Genomic DNA, 17,562 nt, shown 5'->3' with positions numbered 1-17,562 from the left:
GCGGCGACTAGCATAGCCATTTGCTATGTCCGATTGATCCTTTTGTCGAAAGGTTCAGCATGCGGGGCAAGCGGTTGGCGGTGCTGCTGGTGCTGTGCGCGGCGGGTTGCGCGGTGCGGCAGGGGGATATCGAAGTTCCGGGCACCACGACCGCCGACGGTAATGCCGCGGTGACGGCCCCGGCCCCGGTGGCGAAAACCGCGGTCCTCGAGGGGTTCTCGGCCCCGGAATCGGTGTACTTCGTGGGCGATCGGGTGTTCGTGTCCAATTTGGGCACCGCCGATCGGTCCGCGAAGGACGGTGACGGCTTCCTTTCCGAACTCACCCCGGCGGGCGCGGTGGTGGAGCCGAAAGCCTTGCCGCGCGAGGGTGATCCGGTGCTCGACGCCCCGAAGGGCATGGCGCACATCGGCAATCGGCTGTACGTGGCCGATGTGGACCGAATCGTCGGCTACGACATGGACACTCGTGAGCAGGTGTTCGAAGCGACCATGAGCACCGCCCGGCTGCTCAACGGGCTGGCGGTGCTGAACCCGACCACGCTGCTGGTGACCGACACCCTGGCCTCGTCGCTGTATCGGCTGGATCTGGACTCGCGGCAGTTCGCCCTCGTCGCCGACGGCATGTCCGGCGCGAACGGCATCGCCCTCGATCCCGCAGGTCAGGTGGCGTACGTGGCCGCTATGGGCGTGGATTTCGGCGGCGGCAATGTGTACCGCCTCGACCTGGCCGCGGCCCCGGTGACCCCGGTCCGGGTGGGCACCTTGTTCGGCATCCACGACGGCATGGCGGTGCGCCCCAACGGCGATCTGGTTGTCTCCGACTGGGTTTCGACGCCCGGCGACGAGCCCGGCACGGTCACCGTCTACGACCCGGAGGGCATCGCGCTGGCTCCGGTCGCGGTCTCCGCGCCCCTGCACGGCCCCACCGGTTTCGCCCTCGACCCCGACGGCCTGAGCATCTGGATTCCCTCGCAGGCCGATAACCGCGTGGTGCTCGCCCCGCTTCCCGCGACGGCCACGTGACCTGGATCTCGAGACACGCCCGGTTTGTACCCCTTGTGGCCAGTGTGGCCGATGCGATAGAACAGCTAATTGATAGCAATCGAGTTGTTCGCGGCATTACCTGATGCAAGGGGCAAGTGCATGACACGCAGACTGCTACGCCGATTAGCCGTATCCCTACTCTCGATCGCAACGTTGACGGTGCCGAATGCGGTACTGGCGAGCTCCGCCTCGGCGGATTCCGGTTCTGCTTCGGGCTCTGCCTCGGGTAGTGCGAGTGGTTCCGCCTCGGGCAGTGCCAGTGGTTCAGCAAATCTCCCGCTAGCCAGCCCGCGCGCCATGGTCGCGCTCACCCTGGCCACCACCCAGACCGGCAAGCCGTATCTGTGGGGCGGCACCGGCCCCGATGCCTGGGACTGCTCCGGGCTGGTGCAGTGGGCCTTCCGCAGCGTCGGCATCGATATGCCGCGCACCACCTGGCAGCAGGCGGACGCGGGGCTCGAAGTCCCTTACGGCGCACTGCAACCCGGCGACATCATCATCCTGAACGGCGACGCCTCCCACGTCGGCATCTACGCGGGAGGCGGCAATGTGTTCAATGCCCACAGTCCGGGCGTGCCGGTCGGCCTTACCCCGCTGTCGGACTTCGAGATCTACGACATTCGCCGTTTCTACTGAATCCCGTTACTCCACAACCAGTTCCACCGGGATATTGCCCCGGGTGGCGTTCGAGTACGGGCACACCTGGTGCGTGGTCTCGACGAGCTGCTTGCCGGTCTCGTTGTGCAGATGCTCGGGCAGTTCCACGCGCAGCACGACCGAGAGCGAGAAACCGCCGCCCTCCTGGGCGTTCAGCCCGACCTCGGCCGTCACCGCCGCGTCCTCGGCCTCGATCTTCATGCGCTTGGCGACCAGCTGCAGCGCGCTGGCGAAACAGGCCGAGTAGCCGGCCGCGAACAGCTGTTCGGGATTGGTGCCCTGGCCGTCGCCGCCGAGCTCCTTCGGTCGCGCGAGGGTCAGATCGAGAATGCCGTCATCGCTGACCGAGCGGCCTTCGCGGCCGACCGAGGTGGCTACTGCGGTGTACATGGGGGCCATGATTCCTCCTAGACAGACTTGTCTGTTCACTTCGTGCTCGAGGGTAGACAGATCTGTCTGCTATCGTCAACAGTGAGATTCCGATTCGGAAGGAAGTGCAGGTCAGCGATGAGCGAAGCGCGTGAGCGGCTGCTCGACACCGCCACCCGGCTGTTCTACGCCGAGGGCATTCACACGGTGGGCATCGACCGCATCATCGCCGAGGCCGGCATCGCCAAGGCCACCTTCTACCGGCATTTCAAGACCAAGGAGGACTTGGTCGTGGCCTATCTGATCCGCGAGTACGAGCGACAGCGCGGCGTGCTGGAAGCGGTGCCCGGCGACGGCGTCGACAGCATCGCGGCGATCTTCGAGCGGCTCGGCGAGCTGAGCTGCGGGCCCGGCTTCCGGGGTTGCCCATTTCTGAATGCGGCCGTGGAGTTTCCGGATCCCGGCCATACCGTGCGCAAGGTGGTGGACGACTACCGCGCCTGGTTCCGCGACCTGATGGCCGACCGGCTGGCCGCGGCCGGGCACGGCGATCCGGAGGGGACGGCGCGCGCGCTGCTGCTGACCCGCGACGGCGTGGCCGTCAGCGGCGGGGTGGGCGATGCCGAGACGGTGCGGGCCGGTGTGCGAACCGCCTTGGCGCACTTGGATTCCCGGCGCTGATGCCGGTGCGCTGACTTCGGTTCAGCCGCGCGGGCGCAGGCCGTCGAGGACCTGCTCGACCAGGGCGGGGGAGTCGGCGACGTCGGCGACGCCGAGCAGGAAGCGGAAATAGACCGGGCCGTAGAGCAGCTGGACCATGGTCGCGGTGGGCAGATCGGCGCGCAATTGCCCGGCGGCGACGGCGATGTCGAGGCGGGCCCGGCACTGGGCGGCGCGCGGTTCGATGATCGTCGCGCGCACCGCCTCGGCCAGGCGCGGATCGGTCTGGGCCTCGGCGATCACGCCGCGATAGACCCCGCCCACCTCGCCCGCGAGGGCTTTCGACAGGCCCGCGAACTGGGTTCGCAGGTCGGCCGCGATATCGCCGGTGTCGGGAAAGTCGGTGGCGCTGCCGAGCTGTTCGTTGATGGTGTCCAGGGCCAGCGCGCCCTTGGACGGCCACCAGCGGTAGATGGTCTGCTTGCCGACCCCGGCCCGCGCGGCGATCGCCTCGATGGTGAGTTTGCCGTAGCCATTGCGCACGGCCAGGTCCCAGGTGGCGTCCAGAATGGCCTGGTGGGAGCGTGGACTGCGCAATTCCGGATTCGGGGGTGGGGTCACGGGGTACATCCTAGCGTGGAACGAGACGCAACGTCTCGTCTTGACAGTCCATCCGGCCCGGGGCTAGCGTCATGACACGAGACGGACCGTCTCGTTCGCTGAGGTAGATCCCCGCACATCGTCGAAGGAAGCCGCCATGAGCACGCACGCCGAGCACTCCGAGACCGCCGCCGCCCGCTTCGAGCGCGGGCTCACCGTCCTGGATCGGGTCGGCGGGCCGAACGGCCGGGCCGTCGTCGAATCGCTCGCCGATATCGCCCCCGACCTCGGCCGCTATGTCGTCGAATTCGGTTACGGCGACATCTATTCGCGTCCCGGCCTCACCCTGCCGCAGCGTCAGGCCGTCAATGTCGCCGCGCTCACCGCGCTCGGCTTCGCCGCCCCGCAGCTGCGCTGGCACATCGACGGCGCGCTCAATGTCGGCCTCACGCCCGCCGAAATCGTCGAGATCATCGTGCACACCGCGATCTACGCGGGCTTCCCGGCCGCGCTCAACGGCCTCACCGTCGCCCGGGCCGCCTTCGCCGATCGGCCCGAGGCCGGAAACCCGGTGTCCGCCAGCACTATCCGGCCCGGGGAGACCACCGAACAGCGCTACGAACGCGGCCTGGCCAAACTCGCCGAGGTCGATGGCGCGGCCGCCGACCACGTCCTGGCCGCCCTCGCCGATATCGCCCCGGACCTGGCGCGCTACCTCATCGAATTCTGTTTCGGCGACGTCTATTCGCGCCCCGGTCTGGACCTGAAGACCCGCGAACTGGCCACCGTCGCCGCCTGCACAGTGCTCGGCACCGCCGGCCCGCAATTGCGCGTCCACCTGCACGGGCTGCTCAATGTGGGCGGCACCGAGCAGGAAGCCGTGGAGACCATCATCCAGATGGCGGGCTACGGCGGGTTCCCGGCCGCCATCAATGCCATCGGGGCGGCCCGCGAGGTGTTCGCCGAGCGCAAGCCGGAGTGAAACCCCGGGCCCGGCGCCGCCGTCCGTGCGAACATGGCCGCGCCCTTGCTGTTCGACTTCGACGCGCGACAGGATACGCATGGACGATGTGACCGCGGTGGGACGGGCGGCGGCCCCGGTGAATTCGGGGCGGCGGATCGCGGTGGCGAGCTTCATCGGCACCGCCATCGAGTACTACGACTACTACATCTACGGCACCGCGGCGGCGCTGGTGCTGAACAAGCTGTTCTTCCCCACCTTGTCGGCCTTCGCGGGCACGCTCGCGGCGCTGGCCACCTTCGCCATCGGGTTCATCGCCCGGCCGCTCGGCGCGGTGCTCTTCGGTCATTTCGGGGACCGGATCGGGCGCAAGGCCACGCTGGTGGTTTCGCTGCTGCTCATGGGATTGTCCACGGCCGCAGTGGGTTTGCTGCCCGGTTACGGCACGCTCGGCATCGCCGCGCCGTTCCTGCTGGTGGTGCTGCGGGTATTGCAGGGCGTCGGGCTCGGCGGTGAATGGGGCGGCGCCGCACTGCTTTCCACCGAACACGCACCGCCCGGGCGACGGGGACTGTTCGCGGCGGCCGCCCAGATGGGCGCGCCCGTAGGGTTTTTCGCCGCCACCGCGATCTTCTGGGCGTTGTCGAGCGGGCTGTCCGATGCCGCCTTCGAATCCTGGGGCTGGCGGATCCCGTTCCTGCTGTCTTTCGCCCTGGTCTTCGTCGGACTGCGGATTCGCTTGCGAGTGGCGGAGACTCCGGTTTTCGCCGCCCTCGTCGCGGACCGGGAAGCGCGGCGCGCACCGCTGATCTCGGTCGTCCGCCGCTATCCGCGCGAACTGCTGCTGGGCGCGGGCGGGATCGTGGTGTCCTACGTGCTGTTCTACACGGTGGCCACCTACTGCCTGAGCTATGCCACCAAGACCCTGCACGTCCCGCGGAACACCATGCTGGCAAGTACTTCGGTGGCCGTCGTGGTGCTGGGCGTGACGACCTTGCTGGTGGCCCGGCAATCGGATCGCATCGGCCGCCGGGTGCTGCTGCTCGGCGGTGCGGCGCTCGCCATGGTGTTCAGCCCGGCGCTGTTTCCCTTGCTGGACACCAGGAATCCGGTGCTGATCACGGTCGGGCTCTCCGGTGCGCTGCTGTGCATGGGCATTGTCTACGGTCCGCTCGGCGCGTTCCTGCCGGAGCTGTTCGGCACCGATGTCCGCTACACCGGCGCGGGCATCGCCTACAACCTGGGCGGCGTATTGGGCGGCGGCATCGCGCCTTTGGTGATCGCGCAACTGGGGGAGAGCCATGGTTCGGGGGCCATCGGGTGGTTCATGAGCGCGATGGCGCTGTGCTCCCTGCTGTGCCTCGTCGCACTGCCGGAGACGCGCCATCGCGCCCTGGATCGGGTCTGATCAGACGCCGACCGCTTCTTCCATCTCCTCCTCGGCCTCTTCCCGGGCCTCGTGCCGCGCCGCGGGATCCGGGCTCACGGCGGCGGGGCGCTGCTGCCGCTCGCGCAGCGCCGCCAGGCCGATGAGCACGAAACCGGCTGCCAGCCAGGCGATCAGGGTCGCCAGGTGCCCGGTGAATCCGGTGCGGCCGAAGTACAGCAGGCTGCGCGCGCCCTCGACGAACCCGGCGCCGTTCCAGAAGGAATGCAGCACACCGAAGAAGTCGTGCTGCAACCACGGGCTGTACACGCCGCCGGAGGTGGTGAAGTTGAGCATGACGAACAGCACCATCATGACCAGGGTGGTCCAGCGCTGCAGGAAGGTGTGCAGCCCGATGCCGATGGTGAGAATGCCCGCCGAGTAGATCCACGACATGGCCCAGATGCCGGCGTAATCGTGGTCGATGATGTGAAAGACCGGACCGGCCAGCACGATTCCGATAATGCTGACCGCCAGCGAGGTCCCGATGGCGAACAAAGCGCGAATCCGCATGGACAGCCCCGCCCCCGCCGCGCCGATGGCGGCCACGCTGCCGTACGAGCCGATGGACAACGCCACCAGCAGAAAGAACAAGCCCTGTGCGGTCGGATCACCCGAACTCGGCGGCGCCACATCGGTAATGGTCAGCGGCACGCCCTGCTGCGCCGCCACCGGTGTGAAGACCAGTTCGGTGGCCATGGCCGTGGTGTCGGATCCGGCCTTGGCGACCAGCAGTTCGGGATGCTGCGGATCCGGCAGGTAGGCCCCGGCCAGCTTGCGATCCATCAGTTCGCCGACGGCGCCGTCGCGGCTGGGCAGGGTGACGACGTCGAGTTTGTCGCCGCCCTTGTCCTTCAGCGTCTGCGCCAGCACCTTGACCTGTGGGGCGTCGCCGACCACCGCCACCGCGAGCCGATTGGGCTCGGGCTGGTGGAACGCGCCCAGGTAGGCGAGGCCCATGCCGACGCACATCAGCAGGGGGGTGAGCAGATGGGTGGCGACATGCCGGATCTGATGCGAGGCCATGGAATCTCCGAACAGTTGGTAAATGCAACTATATGAGGTTGTACTATACAACTATGAGCGGCGAAACGGTATTCCCCGGCGGCGAACCCGGTCGTGACCAGGCCATCGAGGTGATTCAGCGCGAGCTCACCGCCTTCGCGCGCCGGGCCCGCGGCCGGGCCGCCGAACTACACCCGGAGCTGTCGCTGGTCGCCTCCAGCGTGCTCGACCTGGTCATCGAGCGCGACGGCTGCCTGGCCGCCGATCTGGCCGGGCACTTCCACCTGGACAAATCCACCGTGAGCCGCCAGGTGTCGGCCCTCGAACAACTCGGCTACCTGGTCCGCGAGGTCGATCCGGCCAATCGCCGCAACCACATCCTGCGGGCGACCCCGGAAGGGCGGCGGGTAGCACGCGCGGCCGCCCGCAGCCGCGCCGACGCCTTCACCGAGCGCTTCCAGGACTGGGACGACGCCGATGTGGCACGGCTGGCGGCGTACCTGGTCCGCTACAACGCCGCCGACGAATAGACCGGGCCCCAGGCTGGCACCGGTTCGCTCGCCATCCGCCGCTCCCGCGCGGCCGGCGGCCGATCAGGACTCCGGCAACTCCAGTCCCTTGGCCAGGACCGGCCACGAACTGCGCAGCGCGTCCTGCCAATACCCCCACGAGTGCGTGCCCGCCTGGCTGATGTCGAAGGTGGCCGGAATCTGCAACTGCTGCAACCGTACCTGCATGTTGCGCGCGCACCAGTCGCTGGCCGCCTCCAGCACGCCACCGACCAGCAACTGCTGCATCAGGCCGCCGTCGTTGGGTCCGAGCGTCCGCACATCGGTGAGGGTGTCGTGGCGGCCCGGCAGGCCGCTGCCGTTGGAGATGTAGAGCCCGAGGCCCCGCAAACCCTCGGCATGCACGTACGGATCATTGGCTGCCCACATCGGATCCTCCGGCGGCCCATACATATTCGCCGGATTGCCGCCGCCGATCGACACCACCAGCTCGGCGAACTGCCGCCCGATCGGATCGCTGATCTGCGCGCACCCGCTGTAGGCCGCCACCGCCCGGTACAGTCCCGGCTTGGCCAGCGGCAGCTGCAGCACCGACGTCCCCGACATGGACATCCCGGCAATGGCATTGACCCCGTTGGTGTCCAGGGCCCCGTCGATGATCGGCGGCAGCTCCTCGGTGAGGAAGGTCTTCCACTTGTTCACGCCGAGCTTGGGGTCGCTGGTCTGCCAATCGGTGTAGTAGCTGAACGCGCCGCCGATGGGCATCACCACGTTCACGTTCTTGTCGGCGAAGAACTGCACCGAATCGGTATTGCGCTTCCAGGTGGCGGTGTCCTGCCCGCCGCCGGCGCCGTTGAGCAGGTACAGCACCGGCCGCGGTTCGGTGGCGTCGGCGGGCCGCTGCACTTCCACCCGCACCTCGGTGTTCATGGCCGCCGAACGCACCCGCAGGGTGAGGTTGTGCGCGTCCACGATCTCGAAACCGGCGATGGCCGAGCCGTCCTCGGAGACCGGGGTATCGGCGAGCGTCGCGGTGCTGGTGATGGGATCCCGTGGCGCCGCCGCGGCTTCGGCGCCCCACCACGTGGTCGGCGAACTCCCGAGCAAACACACAGCGGCAGCGAGCGCCGACGCTCGTGCACCATATCCACTACGCAAGATCCAAACCTCTTGTACATCCATACGTGATTCGAGAGAGCTAATCGCGAATCCGTTATGAGTGTTTCAGATTTGCCGGGATCTTGGGGAGACTCATAGGTGGCACCCGGCCCATGTGTGCCGGACCACCTTGTGGAACAGGGCCGTTACATTCGGACTACTCCTCGACGAGACCGCGCAGCACCGGTCCGTAGTCCGGATGCGCCAGCGCCGAGGCGAACTGGGCCACCAGATAGTCGGCCGGATTGCCGGTGTCGTACCAGCGCCCGCGAATCACCTGGCCGTACACCGGGTTAGCGGCCGCGAACAGGTTGATGGCATCGGTCAGATACACCTCGCCGGTGCGATGGGTGTACCAGTTGTCCACCTGCGCACGCAGTTCGGCGATGATGCCGGGCGTCACCACATAACCGCCGATGGCGGCATATGAGGACGGCGCGTCCGCGGGCTTCGGCTTCTCCTTCAGCCCGCTGATCCGCATCAGGCCCGCACCGACGGTGTCCTCGACGACCGGCACGCCGTAGCGCTGGGATTCGGCCGGGTCCATCGGCATCAGCGCCAGCACCGGCGCATCGGTTTTCACATAGGCGTCGATGAGTTGCTGGGCGCGCGGCACCTCGGCCACGAACACGTCGTCGGGCCACAGCACCAGCATGGGTTCGTCGCCCAGATTGCGGGCGGCGTTCAGCACCGGGGTGCCGTTGCCGTAGGGGCCGTGCTGATCCAGATAGGTGATGTGGCCCTGCCGGCTCAGCTCGCCGACCTCCTCGACGGCGTCGGCGTAGGCCGCCTTGCCGTCGGCGCGCAATTGCGCGACCAGGGCCGGATTGGGGCGGAAGTGGTCCTGGATCAACGACTTTCCGCCGCTGACCACGATGGTGATGTCGGTGATGCCGGAGGCGACCAGCTCGCGGACCGTGTGTTCGATGACCGGTTTGTCGCCGACCGGGAGCATCTCCTTGGGGATCGCCTTGGTCAGCGGTAGCAGGCGGGAACCGATGCCGGCGGCGGGGATCACGGCCTTGCGAATCGTCATTACCCGATCATCACACACCGGCGCTTACGTACCTGTCGGTAGCCGCGCGTAGATTCCCGATTGTGAACCCCCCTGCCCGAAATCCGAGCGAGCGTATCGTGCCTGGTCACGGCTCTGCAGCCGGTGCGGACGGGTTAGCCGGGGCGATGCTGCACCCGGATTCGCGCCCGGGCCGGCGCTGGGTGCTGCACATCGATATGGACGCCTTCTTCGCCTCGGTGGAACAGCTCACCAGGCCGACCCTGCGCGGGCGGCCGGTGCTGGTGGGCGGCATGGGCGGGCGCGGGGTGGTGGCCGGGGCCAGCTACGAGGCGCGGGTGTTCGGGGCGCGGTCGGCCATGCCCATGCATATGGCGCGGCGGCTGGTGGGCGGCGGCGCGGTGGTGGTGCCGCCGCGCGGCGCGGTGTACGGGGAGCTGAGCGGGCAGGTGTTCGAGGCGCTGCGCTCGCGGATTCCGGTGCTGGAGACGTTGTCCTTCGACGAGGCGTTCGGCGAGCCGGCCGAGCTGGTCGGGCGGCCGGCCGCGGCGGTGCTCGAATTCTGCGAGGAATTGCGGGCGTTGGTGCGCGAGCGCACCGGCCTGGTCGCGTCGGTGGGCGCGGGCAGCGGCAAACAGCTCGCCAAGATCGCCTCCGGGCTCGCGAAACCCGATGGCGTGCGGGTGATTTCCCCCGCCGAACAGCAGGGTTTCCTGGCGGCGCTGCCGGTCGGCAAGCTGTGGGGCGTCGGGCCGGTCACCCAAAGCCGTTTGCGCTCATTGGGTATCGAGACGGTGGGCGCGCTGGCGGCGCTGCCGGAAACCGAGGTCACCTCGATTCTCGGCAATGCCATGGGCATCGCATTGCACCGGCTGGCGCGCGGCATCGACGACCGGCCAGTGGCCGAACGCGCCGAGGCCAAGCAGATCAGCGCCGAAACCACCTACGAGACCGACATTCTCACCCTCGCGCAGCTGCGCCCGGCCATCGACGCCATGGCGGTGTCGGCGCACCGGCGGCTCACCGAGGACGGCCGGGCAGCGCGCACGGTGGTGCTCAAACTCAAGAAGTCCGACATGTCCATCGTGACCAGATCGTCCACCCTGCCTTACGCCACCGAGGATTTGACGACGCTGACCGCCGCCGCGCAGCGCTCGGCCATCGACCCCGCGGAACTGGGCCCGATCCGCCTGGTGGGCGTCGGTTTCGCGGGTTTGTCGGAGATTCGCCAGGAATCGTTGTTCCCGGAGCTGGATCAGACCGTCGAGACCGCCGAATCGGTCTCGGAGGAACCGACTCTCGGCCTCGCCGAAGTCCCCGGACCGCCGCCGGTGCCGCCGCCGACCAGGTCCTACACCACCCAGATCTGGTATCCCGGCCTGGATGTCGAGCATCCGGAGTACGGTCATGGCTGGGTGCAGGGCGCGGGCCACGGCGTGGTGACGGTCCGCTTCGAGACTCGTTCCAGCGGACCGGGTCCGGCACGCACCTTCGCCACCGAAGATCCGCAGCTGAGACGCGCTGATCCGCTCGGCAGCCTCGCGTGAACCCACGGGATTCCCGCTCTAAGGGGCAAATCGCCGAATTATGAGGATTCGGACTGAAAGTGCCGCGGCACCGCTTCCGGAGTCGGTTTCGCAGCCGACTCGTTGGTAGTCTCGGCCCTCGTGCAGCGTCGCCGGTCGGGTGCTCGGCTGTCATGTTGTCGTAACGGACCTACTCGAACGCAAAGGACGAGCAGTTGAAGCTTCAGAAGACTGGACGAATCGCGGTCGCCACCCTCGCCGTCGTAGCCGCTCTCGGGCTGACGGCGTGCGGCAGCGGTGACAAGAAGGAAACCACCAAGCCCAAGGTGAGCACCTCCAAGACCACGAGCGCGGCCCAGAACTACCCGGCGGCCCCGACCGTCGCGGATCTCAACGCGGAACTGCAGAAGGCCCTGGACCCGAACGTCCCGAACGCGCAGAAGCTGGACATGATGCAGGGCGTGCAGGCCGACCCGAACCTGCCGCAGCTGCTCAGCGACGCCTACAAGGCGAACAACGCCAGCATCACCGTCACCGGCGTCACCGACCTCGGCAACGGCACCCTGACCGCCGACGCCCAGGTCGCCGTCAACGGCGGCGCGCCGCAGAACGCCGTGGTGCCGTTCGTGGCCGAGGACGGCAAGTGGAAGGTCCAGAAGGAATGGATCTGCAACATGCTGTCGCTGGGCAACCAGACCTCGCCCGCCTGCAGCTAGCGCTTTTCCGGCGGGCCGGGCCTCCCACCAGGGCGGACCGGTCCGCTGGTGGACCGGGCCAAATCTGCTTGCCGGACGCGGGGGAGCGCGTTCCCAGGAACGCCGCCTAATATCTCCGGTCGTGACCGACGTGTTGGAGAGAGCCGGGCAAGGCCCGGCCGGGAGTGCAGGTACCGCCGCAGTAGAACGGACTCCCGGTGGCTGGCAACGGCCGCTCGCTCTGATCGCCGGCTTGATCGCGATCCTCTCCGCGATCGCCGTGCCGCTGCTGCCGGTGCGGGTCGACGCCGCCACCATCTCGTGGCCGCAGGACAACTCGACCCGCAGCATCGAAGCGCCGCTGGTGTCCTACGCGCCTTTGACTTTCGACGCCACCATCCCGTGTTCGGCTGTGGCGCAATTGGCTTCGACCGGCGGGACGCTGGTCGCCACCGCGCCCAACGGCGCCCCGGACCTGGAGCGCTACGGGTTCACCGCCCGGGTCAAGGCCGCGAGCACCGCCTCCGACGGGACCGTGACGCCCGCCAAATTCGAAGCGGTACTGCAGAATCAGGCCCTGGTCAGCGTGCCGGTCGAGCAGCTCGCCGCCGGCTGCGCCTTCACCGTGCACTCGGGCATGACCCAGACCACGGCGGTGCTGACCGGATCCACCCTCGCACCGGTCACGCTGTCCGGGGACTACCGGCCGCAGCTGGTCGGCATCTTCAGTGATCTCCCGGTCGCCGACGGCACCGAGGTCAGCGCCGATATCGACAGCCGGTTCTCCTCGCATCCGAGCCTGATCAAGACCGTCGCCATCTGGACGGCCGTGCTCGCCACCCTGGTCGCGCTGTTCGCCCTCTACCGCCTGGACCGGCTCGACGGCCGCCGGGTGCGCCGCTTCCTGCCGCAGCGCTGGTGGACCTTGCGGCCCGTGGACGCCGCGGTGCTGGGCACGCTGGTGCTGTGGCATTTCATCGGCGCCACCACCGCCGACGACGGCTACCTGTTCGGGATGGCCCGCACCGCCGGTCACGCGGGCTACATGGCCAACTACTTCGGTTACTTCGGCGTCCCCGAAACCCCGGTCGGCACACCGTATTACGACCTGCTGGGCCGGATGGCCGACATCAGCACCGCCAGCCCGTGGATGCGGCTGCCCGCGCTGCTGGCCGGCATCGTCATGTGGCTGGTGCTCAGCCGCGAGGTGATTCCCCGCCTCGGCGCGCGCATCCGCCACGACAAGCTGGCCCTGTGGACCGGCGCGCTGGGCTTCCTGGCCGTCTGGCTGCCCTACTGCAACGGCCTGCGCCCCGAGCCCATGGTGGCCCTCGGCGTGCTGCTGACCTGGGTGTCGGTGGAGCGTTCGATCGCCACCCGGCGGCTGCTGCCCTACGCGGTGGCCATTCTGATCGGCGCGTTCGCCTGTACCGTCGGCCCGTCCGGCATCATCTGCGTCGCGCCGCTGCTGGCCGGCGTCCGCCCGCTGTGGCGCACCATCGACCAGCGGGCCAAGGCCATGAGCGCCGCGGTCGCGCCGGGCGCGGGCCTGTTCCCGGCGCTGCGCGCCCGCTGGGTCTCCTACCTGGCGCTGGGCCTGCCGCTGCTGGCCGCCGGCGCGGTGGTGCTCGCGATCATGTTCAACGATCAGCCCATCTCGGCCATGTTCGAGATGCGCCGGGTGCACGACCTGGTCGGCCCGAACGTGCACTGGGACGGCGAATACATTCGCTACCAGTACCTGTTCATGCCCACCATCGACGGCTCCATGGCGCGCCGCTTCGGCATGCTCATGCTGTGGCTGGGCATGGCGGTGTGCGCGTTCGTGCTGCTGCGCAAGGGCGGCCGAATCCCGTTCGCGGCCGCCGGCCCGGCCCGGCGCCTGCTGGGCAGCTGCGTCGGCGTCATCCTGCTCATGATGACCACCCCCACCAAGTGGACCCACCACAACGGCATCTACGCCGGGCTGGCGGGCGCGGTGGCGGTGCTGGCCGCGGTCGCGGTCGGGCCCAAGGTGCTGCGCTCGCCGCGCAATCGGGCGCTGTTCGCCGCCGTGGTGTCGTTCGTACTGGCCATCTGCTTCGCCAGCATCAACGGCTGGTGGTACGTGTCGAACTATTCGATCCCGTTCAACGACAAGTCGATTCAGGTCGCCGGGTTCGAGCTGAGCAAGGCGTGGCTGGGGCTGGCGCTGCTGTTCCTGGCGCTGGCCGGCTGGTTCCATGTGCGCGCGCCCGAACCGGGTGCGCCGCACCGCATCTCGAAACGCGGCTGGCGGCTGGTGGCGCTGCCGCCGCTGACCGTGGCCGCGGCGCTCATGGTGATGCTCGAGGTGGCGTCGCTGGCCAAGGGCGCGGTGGCGCAGTACCCGGCGTTCTCGCTCGCCCGCTCCAATGTGGATGCGGTGCTGGGCAAGTCCGGCGGGCTGGCGCGCGACGTGCTGGTCGAGGTGGACCCCAACAAGGGCATGCTGAAGCCGGTGAACGGCGACGTGTTCGGCACCTTCACCGCGGACGCGACCGGCTTCACCGCCGACGGCGTATCGAAGGATCTGCGCGCCGACGACGAGATCGACACCGGCGGCGGCATGTCCAGCCAGGTCAGCAATCGCTCCGATCACACCGTGGACGGAACCACCACCACCGCACTGCCATTCCGGTTGAACCCCGGGACGACGCCGGTGCTCGGCAGCTACGGCAGTTCGGGCGTGTCCGCGCTGACCACCGGCTGGTACGCGCTGCCCAAGGCCGACGAGCGGTCGGGGATCATCGCCGTCACCGCGGCCGGGCGCATTCGCTCGGTCAACAAGGACGGCATCGTCACGCCGGGGCAGTCGGTGGAAATCGAGTACGGGACAACCGGTCCCGACGGCACCATGCAGCCGCAGGGGCGGGTCACCCCGATCGATATCGGTCCCGCGCCGACCTGGCGCAACCTGCGGGTGCCGCTGTCGGAGATTCCGGGCGCTGCCACCGCCGTGCGGATCGTCGCCGAGGATCGCAATGGCGATGCCAAGCAGTGGGTGGCGCTGACGCCGCCGCGCATTCCGCAGACCCGCACCCTCGATGCGCTGGTCGGCTCCGAGACGCCGGTCCTCACGGACTGGGAAGTGGGCCTGCAGTTCCCGAACCAGCGGCCGTTCAACCACCGGTACGGCATCGCCGAAGTGCCCGAGTACCGCATCCTGCCGGATCGCGGCGGCGCGGGCATGACCACGCTGTGGCAGAGCCACGACGGCGGCGGCGCGCTCGGCTGGAGCTCGATGCTGTTGCGCCCCTACACCCTGGCCACCTACGCCAAGGACGACTGGCGCAACGACTGGGGCGAGCTCCAGCAGCTCGCGCCCATCGACCCCACGGCGGTCCCGGCCAAGGCCGCGATCACCACCGAAACCCGTTCGGGGCGATGGACTCCCGGGCCGATCAATGTGACCGGCTGGCGCTGAGAGGGACAACTCTCGTACCTCTCAGGGGCAAGCCCCTGAAACCCACGTGGAATCGACGAGGCGGTTCAGCCCTGCATCATCTCGGCCATGCGTTTCTCCATCTCCTCGGGACTGACGTCCTCGACGTGGGTGGCGACGGTCCAGCGGTGGCCGAAGGGGTCTTCGAAGGCGGAGGTGCGGTCGCCGTAGAACTGGAGTGCCGGGGCCTGCATCTCCTTGGCTCCGGCGGCCAGGGCGGCCGCGTGGGCGGCATCCACGTCCTCTACATAGGTGTAGAGGTTGACGGGGGTGCCGCCGACCGCTTTCGGATCCAGGAAGCCGAGGGCCGGGGCCGGGTCGCCGAGCATGACCACGGAATTGCCGAACTGCATTTCGCAGTGGGCGATCTTGCCGTCCGGTCCAGGCATGCGCACGCGCTCGTCGGCGCCGAACACGTGTTTGTAGAAATCGATCGCGGCGGCCGCGCCGTCCACCGCGAGCGCGGGGGAGACGACCGGGTAACCCTCGGGAATGTGTTTGACATCGGACATCGGAAATCTCCGATCGAGGTTGTTGTCGGACACCCCAGATGCTAGGCCGGGGCACCGACAACGATCGCCGGAATCTTCGATGCTCTAGGGTCCGGTGGCGCCGCTGAGTTTGCGCACCTGCGCCGCCGTCAGGGCGCTGAGCTGCTGCGAATCCGGTTCGCTCGCACCGGACATATTGATTTGCACGACCGTGGCGCCCACCAGAATCACGCTTACCGCCGAATACAACGTGACGCCCTGGCTGGTGGTGTGAACGCGGAACGCGATCGACGCGTCACCCGCGTTCGGCTGTTCCAAACCGCCCAGCCGGAATTCGACTTTGGTATTGTCCGCGTCCGTTCCGGAGTATTTCGTGCATTCGCGCAACAGTGATTGCACCGCCGAGAAGGCTTGCGCCGCTCCGCCGTTCGCATAGGACGCGGCATCGATATCGACGCTGGCGAAATTCGGCCCGCCGAATTCGGCCACCGCCGACGCCGCCGCACCCGGCGCCTGATCCGCCACGGGCGCCAGCACCCGCGCGCACCGCGCCGGATCGGTCGTCGAACCCGCCCCGCTGGTACTGCCCGGCGCGGGATCCGGGAAAGCCGTATAGCCGCTGGGCAATTGGCCCGCGTCGAGCAGATCGTTGCGCAGGGTCACCTGGTCCAGCGCGGTCGCCGGCCCGGACCCGGCCGGCGGCGTCACCGACGGCCCGAGACTCGGCAGCGGCGACCCGGAATCCTTGGCGCCGCAGCCGCTCACCGCCAGGGTCACCGCCGCGGTGAGGGACAGCAGCGCGATCGTCCGCCGGATCATGCGCCCCACTGCACCTGGGTGCGCAGCGTCTGCCGCAGCACGACCGAACTGTGCGGGTCGCGATAGGTCTGATTGCCGCCGACCTCCACCGCGCCCGAAACCGGCAGCGGCAGGCCCAGATCCACGGTCACATCGCCGGTGCCGTGCATCAGGTAGTCCACGATCTCCAGCTGCCCCGCCTCGTTGGGCAGATGCCACACCGTCGATTTCGGCGTCTGCACCACGTTCAGCGCGATGGTCAGCAGATTGCCCTCGCGATGGGTCAGCGTCGCGGTGGTCACCTGCTCCAGCGGCACGCTGCCCGAGATCTGCTGGCGCACCGTCCACACCGCGCCCACGCCGACCGGTTCGTCCGGGAACGCGATGGACTGGTACACCGCCTGATAGAAGGCCTGCTCCAGCGCCGCGCGCGCCACATCGGTGGTGGCGGGCTTGGGCGAGAGCCGCAATGCCGTGATCGCGCCCAGATCGCTGATGTCGAACCCGACCTGCGAGCCGTCGGCGGGCAGCAGCGCCTTGGCCATCGCCGGATCCGGTGAGGTCACTGAACCCAGGGTCAGATTCACCCGATCGTTGCCGGCCTGCGCCGTCAGCGGAATGGTCACCGCCGGCGGGGAGAAGTCCCGCACCGCTTGGCTGTTGATCTGCTGCTCGATGTGATGATCGGTGCTCAAGGTCACCTGTTGGGTGGTGCCCTCCGCGACCGCGGGACGCAAGGCCGCGCGGGGTTCGGCGCCCGGTTCGATGACCGTGGTGGTCATCGTGGATATCGGCACCGTCACCTCTTTGCCGAGCCCGACCGGTTCGGTGCCGTCGGCCTCGGCCGAGGTTTCCGACCGGCTGCTGCATCCGGCTCCGAACGCCGACAACGCGACCGCGAGCGCCAGCAGCAGGACTCCGGAGCGAGCACCGCGCTGGAACCCCGGACGCGCTCGGCCGGGTGAACCGGTACAGCGTGCGGTGGCGTGCGCCGAGCTGGGGGATGAAGACAACACCGTCACGTCGAACAGGTTACGGCTCGTTCCTGATAATCAGCTTGGGATCGCGCCCGCGCCCGGGCAACCCATTGCCATAAGGAATGATGTGTCGGGTGAGTACCGACCGGCCGCGCGACCCCGACGCAGATGAAGCCGACGTTCCCGTCATCGCAGAGACGTCCGGA

17 protein-coding genes are annotated in these 17,562 nt (G+C 68.5%); 9 read left to right on the top strand and 8 right to left on the bottom strand.

From position 1 onward, the window contains the following. Window positions 1–59 precede the first annotated feature (59 nt). Both NY1_RS23605 and NY1_RS23600 read left to right on the top strand, forming a co-directional pair. Complete coding sequence (locus NY1_RS23605) at window positions 60–1,025, top strand: SMP-30/gluconolactonase/LRE family protein (protein ID WP_067717337.1); 966 nt, start codon at window positions 60–62, stop codon at window positions 1,023–1,025. Between the two features lie 120 nt (window positions 1,026–1,145). Beyond that, on the top strand, window positions 1,146–1,682 hold the full coding sequence (locus NY1_RS23600) for an NlpC/P60 family protein (protein ID WP_067717334.1): 537 nt from the start codon (window positions 1,146–1,148) through the stop codon (window positions 1,680–1,682). A 6-nt stretch (window positions 1,683–1,688) separates the two neighbouring features. Here the strand turns inward: NY1_RS23600 and NY1_RS23595 are convergent, their stop codons facing one another. Continuing rightward, window positions 1,689–2,102 carry an organic hydroperoxide resistance protein gene (locus NY1_RS23595; protein WP_067717331.1) on the bottom strand — a complete coding sequence of 138 codons (414 nt, stop codon included), beginning with the start codon at window positions 2,100–2,102 and terminating at the stop codon, window positions 1,689–1,691. A gap of 108 nt (window positions 2,103–2,210) precedes the next feature. Here NY1_RS23595 and NY1_RS23590 point away from each other — a divergent pair, with 108 nt between their 5' ends. Further along, window positions 2,211–2,753, top strand: a complete 543-nt coding sequence (locus NY1_RS23590; protein WP_067717328.1) for a TetR/AcrR family transcriptional regulator — start codon at window positions 2,211–2,213, stop codon at window positions 2,751–2,753. Window positions 2,754–2,774: 21 nt separating this feature from the next. Here NY1_RS23590 and NY1_RS23585 read toward each other — a convergent pair whose 3' ends face one another. Next, on the bottom strand, window positions 2,775–3,353 hold the full coding sequence (locus NY1_RS23585) for a TetR/AcrR family transcriptional regulator (RefSeq protein ID WP_218028417.1): 579 nt from the start codon (window positions 3,351–3,353) through the stop codon (window positions 2,775–2,777). Between the two features lie 136 nt (window positions 3,354–3,489). On the opposite strand from NY1_RS23585, the gene NY1_RS23580 reads away from it, so the two are divergent. Together NY1_RS23580 and NY1_RS23575 are read left to right on the top strand one after the other, a co-directional pair. Beyond that, on the top strand, window positions 3,490–4,314 hold the full coding sequence (locus tag NY1_RS23580; RefSeq protein WP_067717322.1) for a carboxymuconolactone decarboxylase family protein: 825 nt from the start codon (window positions 3,490–3,492) through the stop codon (window positions 4,312–4,314). A gap of 79 nt (window positions 4,315–4,393) precedes the next feature. Further along, window positions 4,394–5,701: an MFS transporter gene (locus NY1_RS23575; RefSeq protein ID WP_067717319.1), complete on the top strand. Its 1,308-nt coding sequence runs from the start codon at window positions 4,394–4,396 to the stop codon at window positions 5,699–5,701. On the opposite strand, the gene NY1_RS23570 is transcribed toward NY1_RS23575, so the two are convergent. Then, the gene (locus NY1_RS23570) at window positions 5,702–6,745 is read right to left on the bottom strand and encodes a hypothetical protein (protein WP_067717316.1); all 1,044 of its coding nucleotides are present in this window, start codon (window positions 6,743–6,745) and stop codon (window positions 5,702–5,704) included. 53 nt (window positions 6,746–6,798) lie between these two features. On the opposite strand from NY1_RS23570, the gene NY1_RS23565 reads away from it, so the two are divergent. After that, window positions 6,799–7,254, top strand: a complete 456-nt coding sequence (locus NY1_RS23565; protein WP_067717313.1) for a MarR family winged helix-turn-helix transcriptional regulator — start codon at window positions 6,799–6,801, stop codon at window positions 7,252–7,254. Window positions 7,255–7,317: 63 nt separating this feature from the next. Here the strand turns inward: NY1_RS23565 and NY1_RS23560 are convergent, their stop codons facing one another. Both NY1_RS23560 and NY1_RS23555 read right to left on the bottom strand, forming a co-directional pair. Continuing rightward, window positions 7,318–8,415, bottom strand: a complete 1,098-nt coding sequence (locus NY1_RS23560; protein ID WP_084535254.1) for an alpha/beta hydrolase — start codon at window positions 8,413–8,415, stop codon at window positions 7,318–7,320. Window positions 8,416–8,548: 133 nt separating this feature from the next. Beyond that, window positions 8,549–9,427, bottom strand: coding sequence for a UTP--glucose-1-phosphate uridylyltransferase (locus tag NY1_RS23555; protein ID WP_067717307.1), 879 nt, complete (start codon window positions 9,425–9,427; stop codon window positions 8,549–8,551). A gap of 146 nt (window positions 9,428–9,573) precedes the next feature. Between NY1_RS23555 and NY1_RS23550 the strand changes: the two genes are divergently transcribed. The 3 genes from NY1_RS23550 (at window position 9,574) to NY1_RS23540 (ending at window position 15,072) form a co-directional block, all read left to right on the top strand. Further along, window positions 9,574–10,953 (top strand): DNA polymerase IV, encoded by a 1,380-nt coding sequence (locus NY1_RS23550; RefSeq protein WP_067717304.1) that lies wholly within the window; start codon window positions 9,574–9,576, stop codon window positions 10,951–10,953. A 194-nt stretch (window positions 10,954–11,147) separates the two neighbouring features. Continuing rightward, window positions 11,148–11,648, top strand: coding sequence for a WKL family lipoprotein (locus NY1_RS23545; RefSeq protein ID WP_067717301.1), 501 nt, complete (start codon window positions 11,148–11,150; stop codon window positions 11,646–11,648). 121 nt (window positions 11,649–11,769) lie between these two features. Next, complete coding sequence (locus NY1_RS23540) at window positions 11,770–15,072, top strand: arabinosyltransferase domain-containing protein (protein WP_084535253.1); 3,303 nt, start codon at window positions 11,770–11,772, stop codon at window positions 15,070–15,072. 65 nt (window positions 15,073–15,137) lie between these two features. Here NY1_RS23540 and NY1_RS23535 read toward each other — a convergent pair whose 3' ends face one another. The 3 genes from NY1_RS23535 to NY1_RS23525 form a co-directional block, all read right to left on the bottom strand. After that, window positions 15,138–15,602, bottom strand: a complete 465-nt coding sequence (locus NY1_RS23535; RefSeq protein WP_067717298.1) for a VOC family protein — start codon at window positions 15,600–15,602, stop codon at window positions 15,138–15,140. A gap of 84 nt (window positions 15,603–15,686) precedes the next feature. Next, window positions 15,687–16,400 carry a hypothetical protein gene (locus NY1_RS23530; RefSeq protein WP_084535276.1) on the bottom strand — a complete coding sequence of 238 codons (714 nt, stop codon included), beginning with the start codon at window positions 16,398–16,400 and terminating at the stop codon, window positions 15,687–15,689. Further along, window positions 16,397–17,293: a hypothetical protein gene (locus NY1_RS23525; protein WP_067717735.1), complete on the bottom strand. Its 897-nt coding sequence runs from the start codon at window positions 17,291–17,293 to the stop codon at window positions 16,397–16,399. Before NY1_RS23525 ends, NY1_RS23530 begins: the two co-directional genes overlap by 4 nt. Window positions 17,294–17,562: the final 269 nt, after the last annotated feature.

This window comes from Nocardia yamanashiensis NBRC 100130 (assembly GCF_001613325.1).
In the GTDB taxonomy this organism is placed as follows: domain Bacteria; phylum Actinomycetota; class Actinomycetes; order Mycobacteriales; family Mycobacteriaceae; genus Nocardia; species Nocardia yamanashiensis.
Note: the sequence above shows the minus strand (reverse complement) of the source record. Positions and strands in the feature narration are given on the sequence as shown.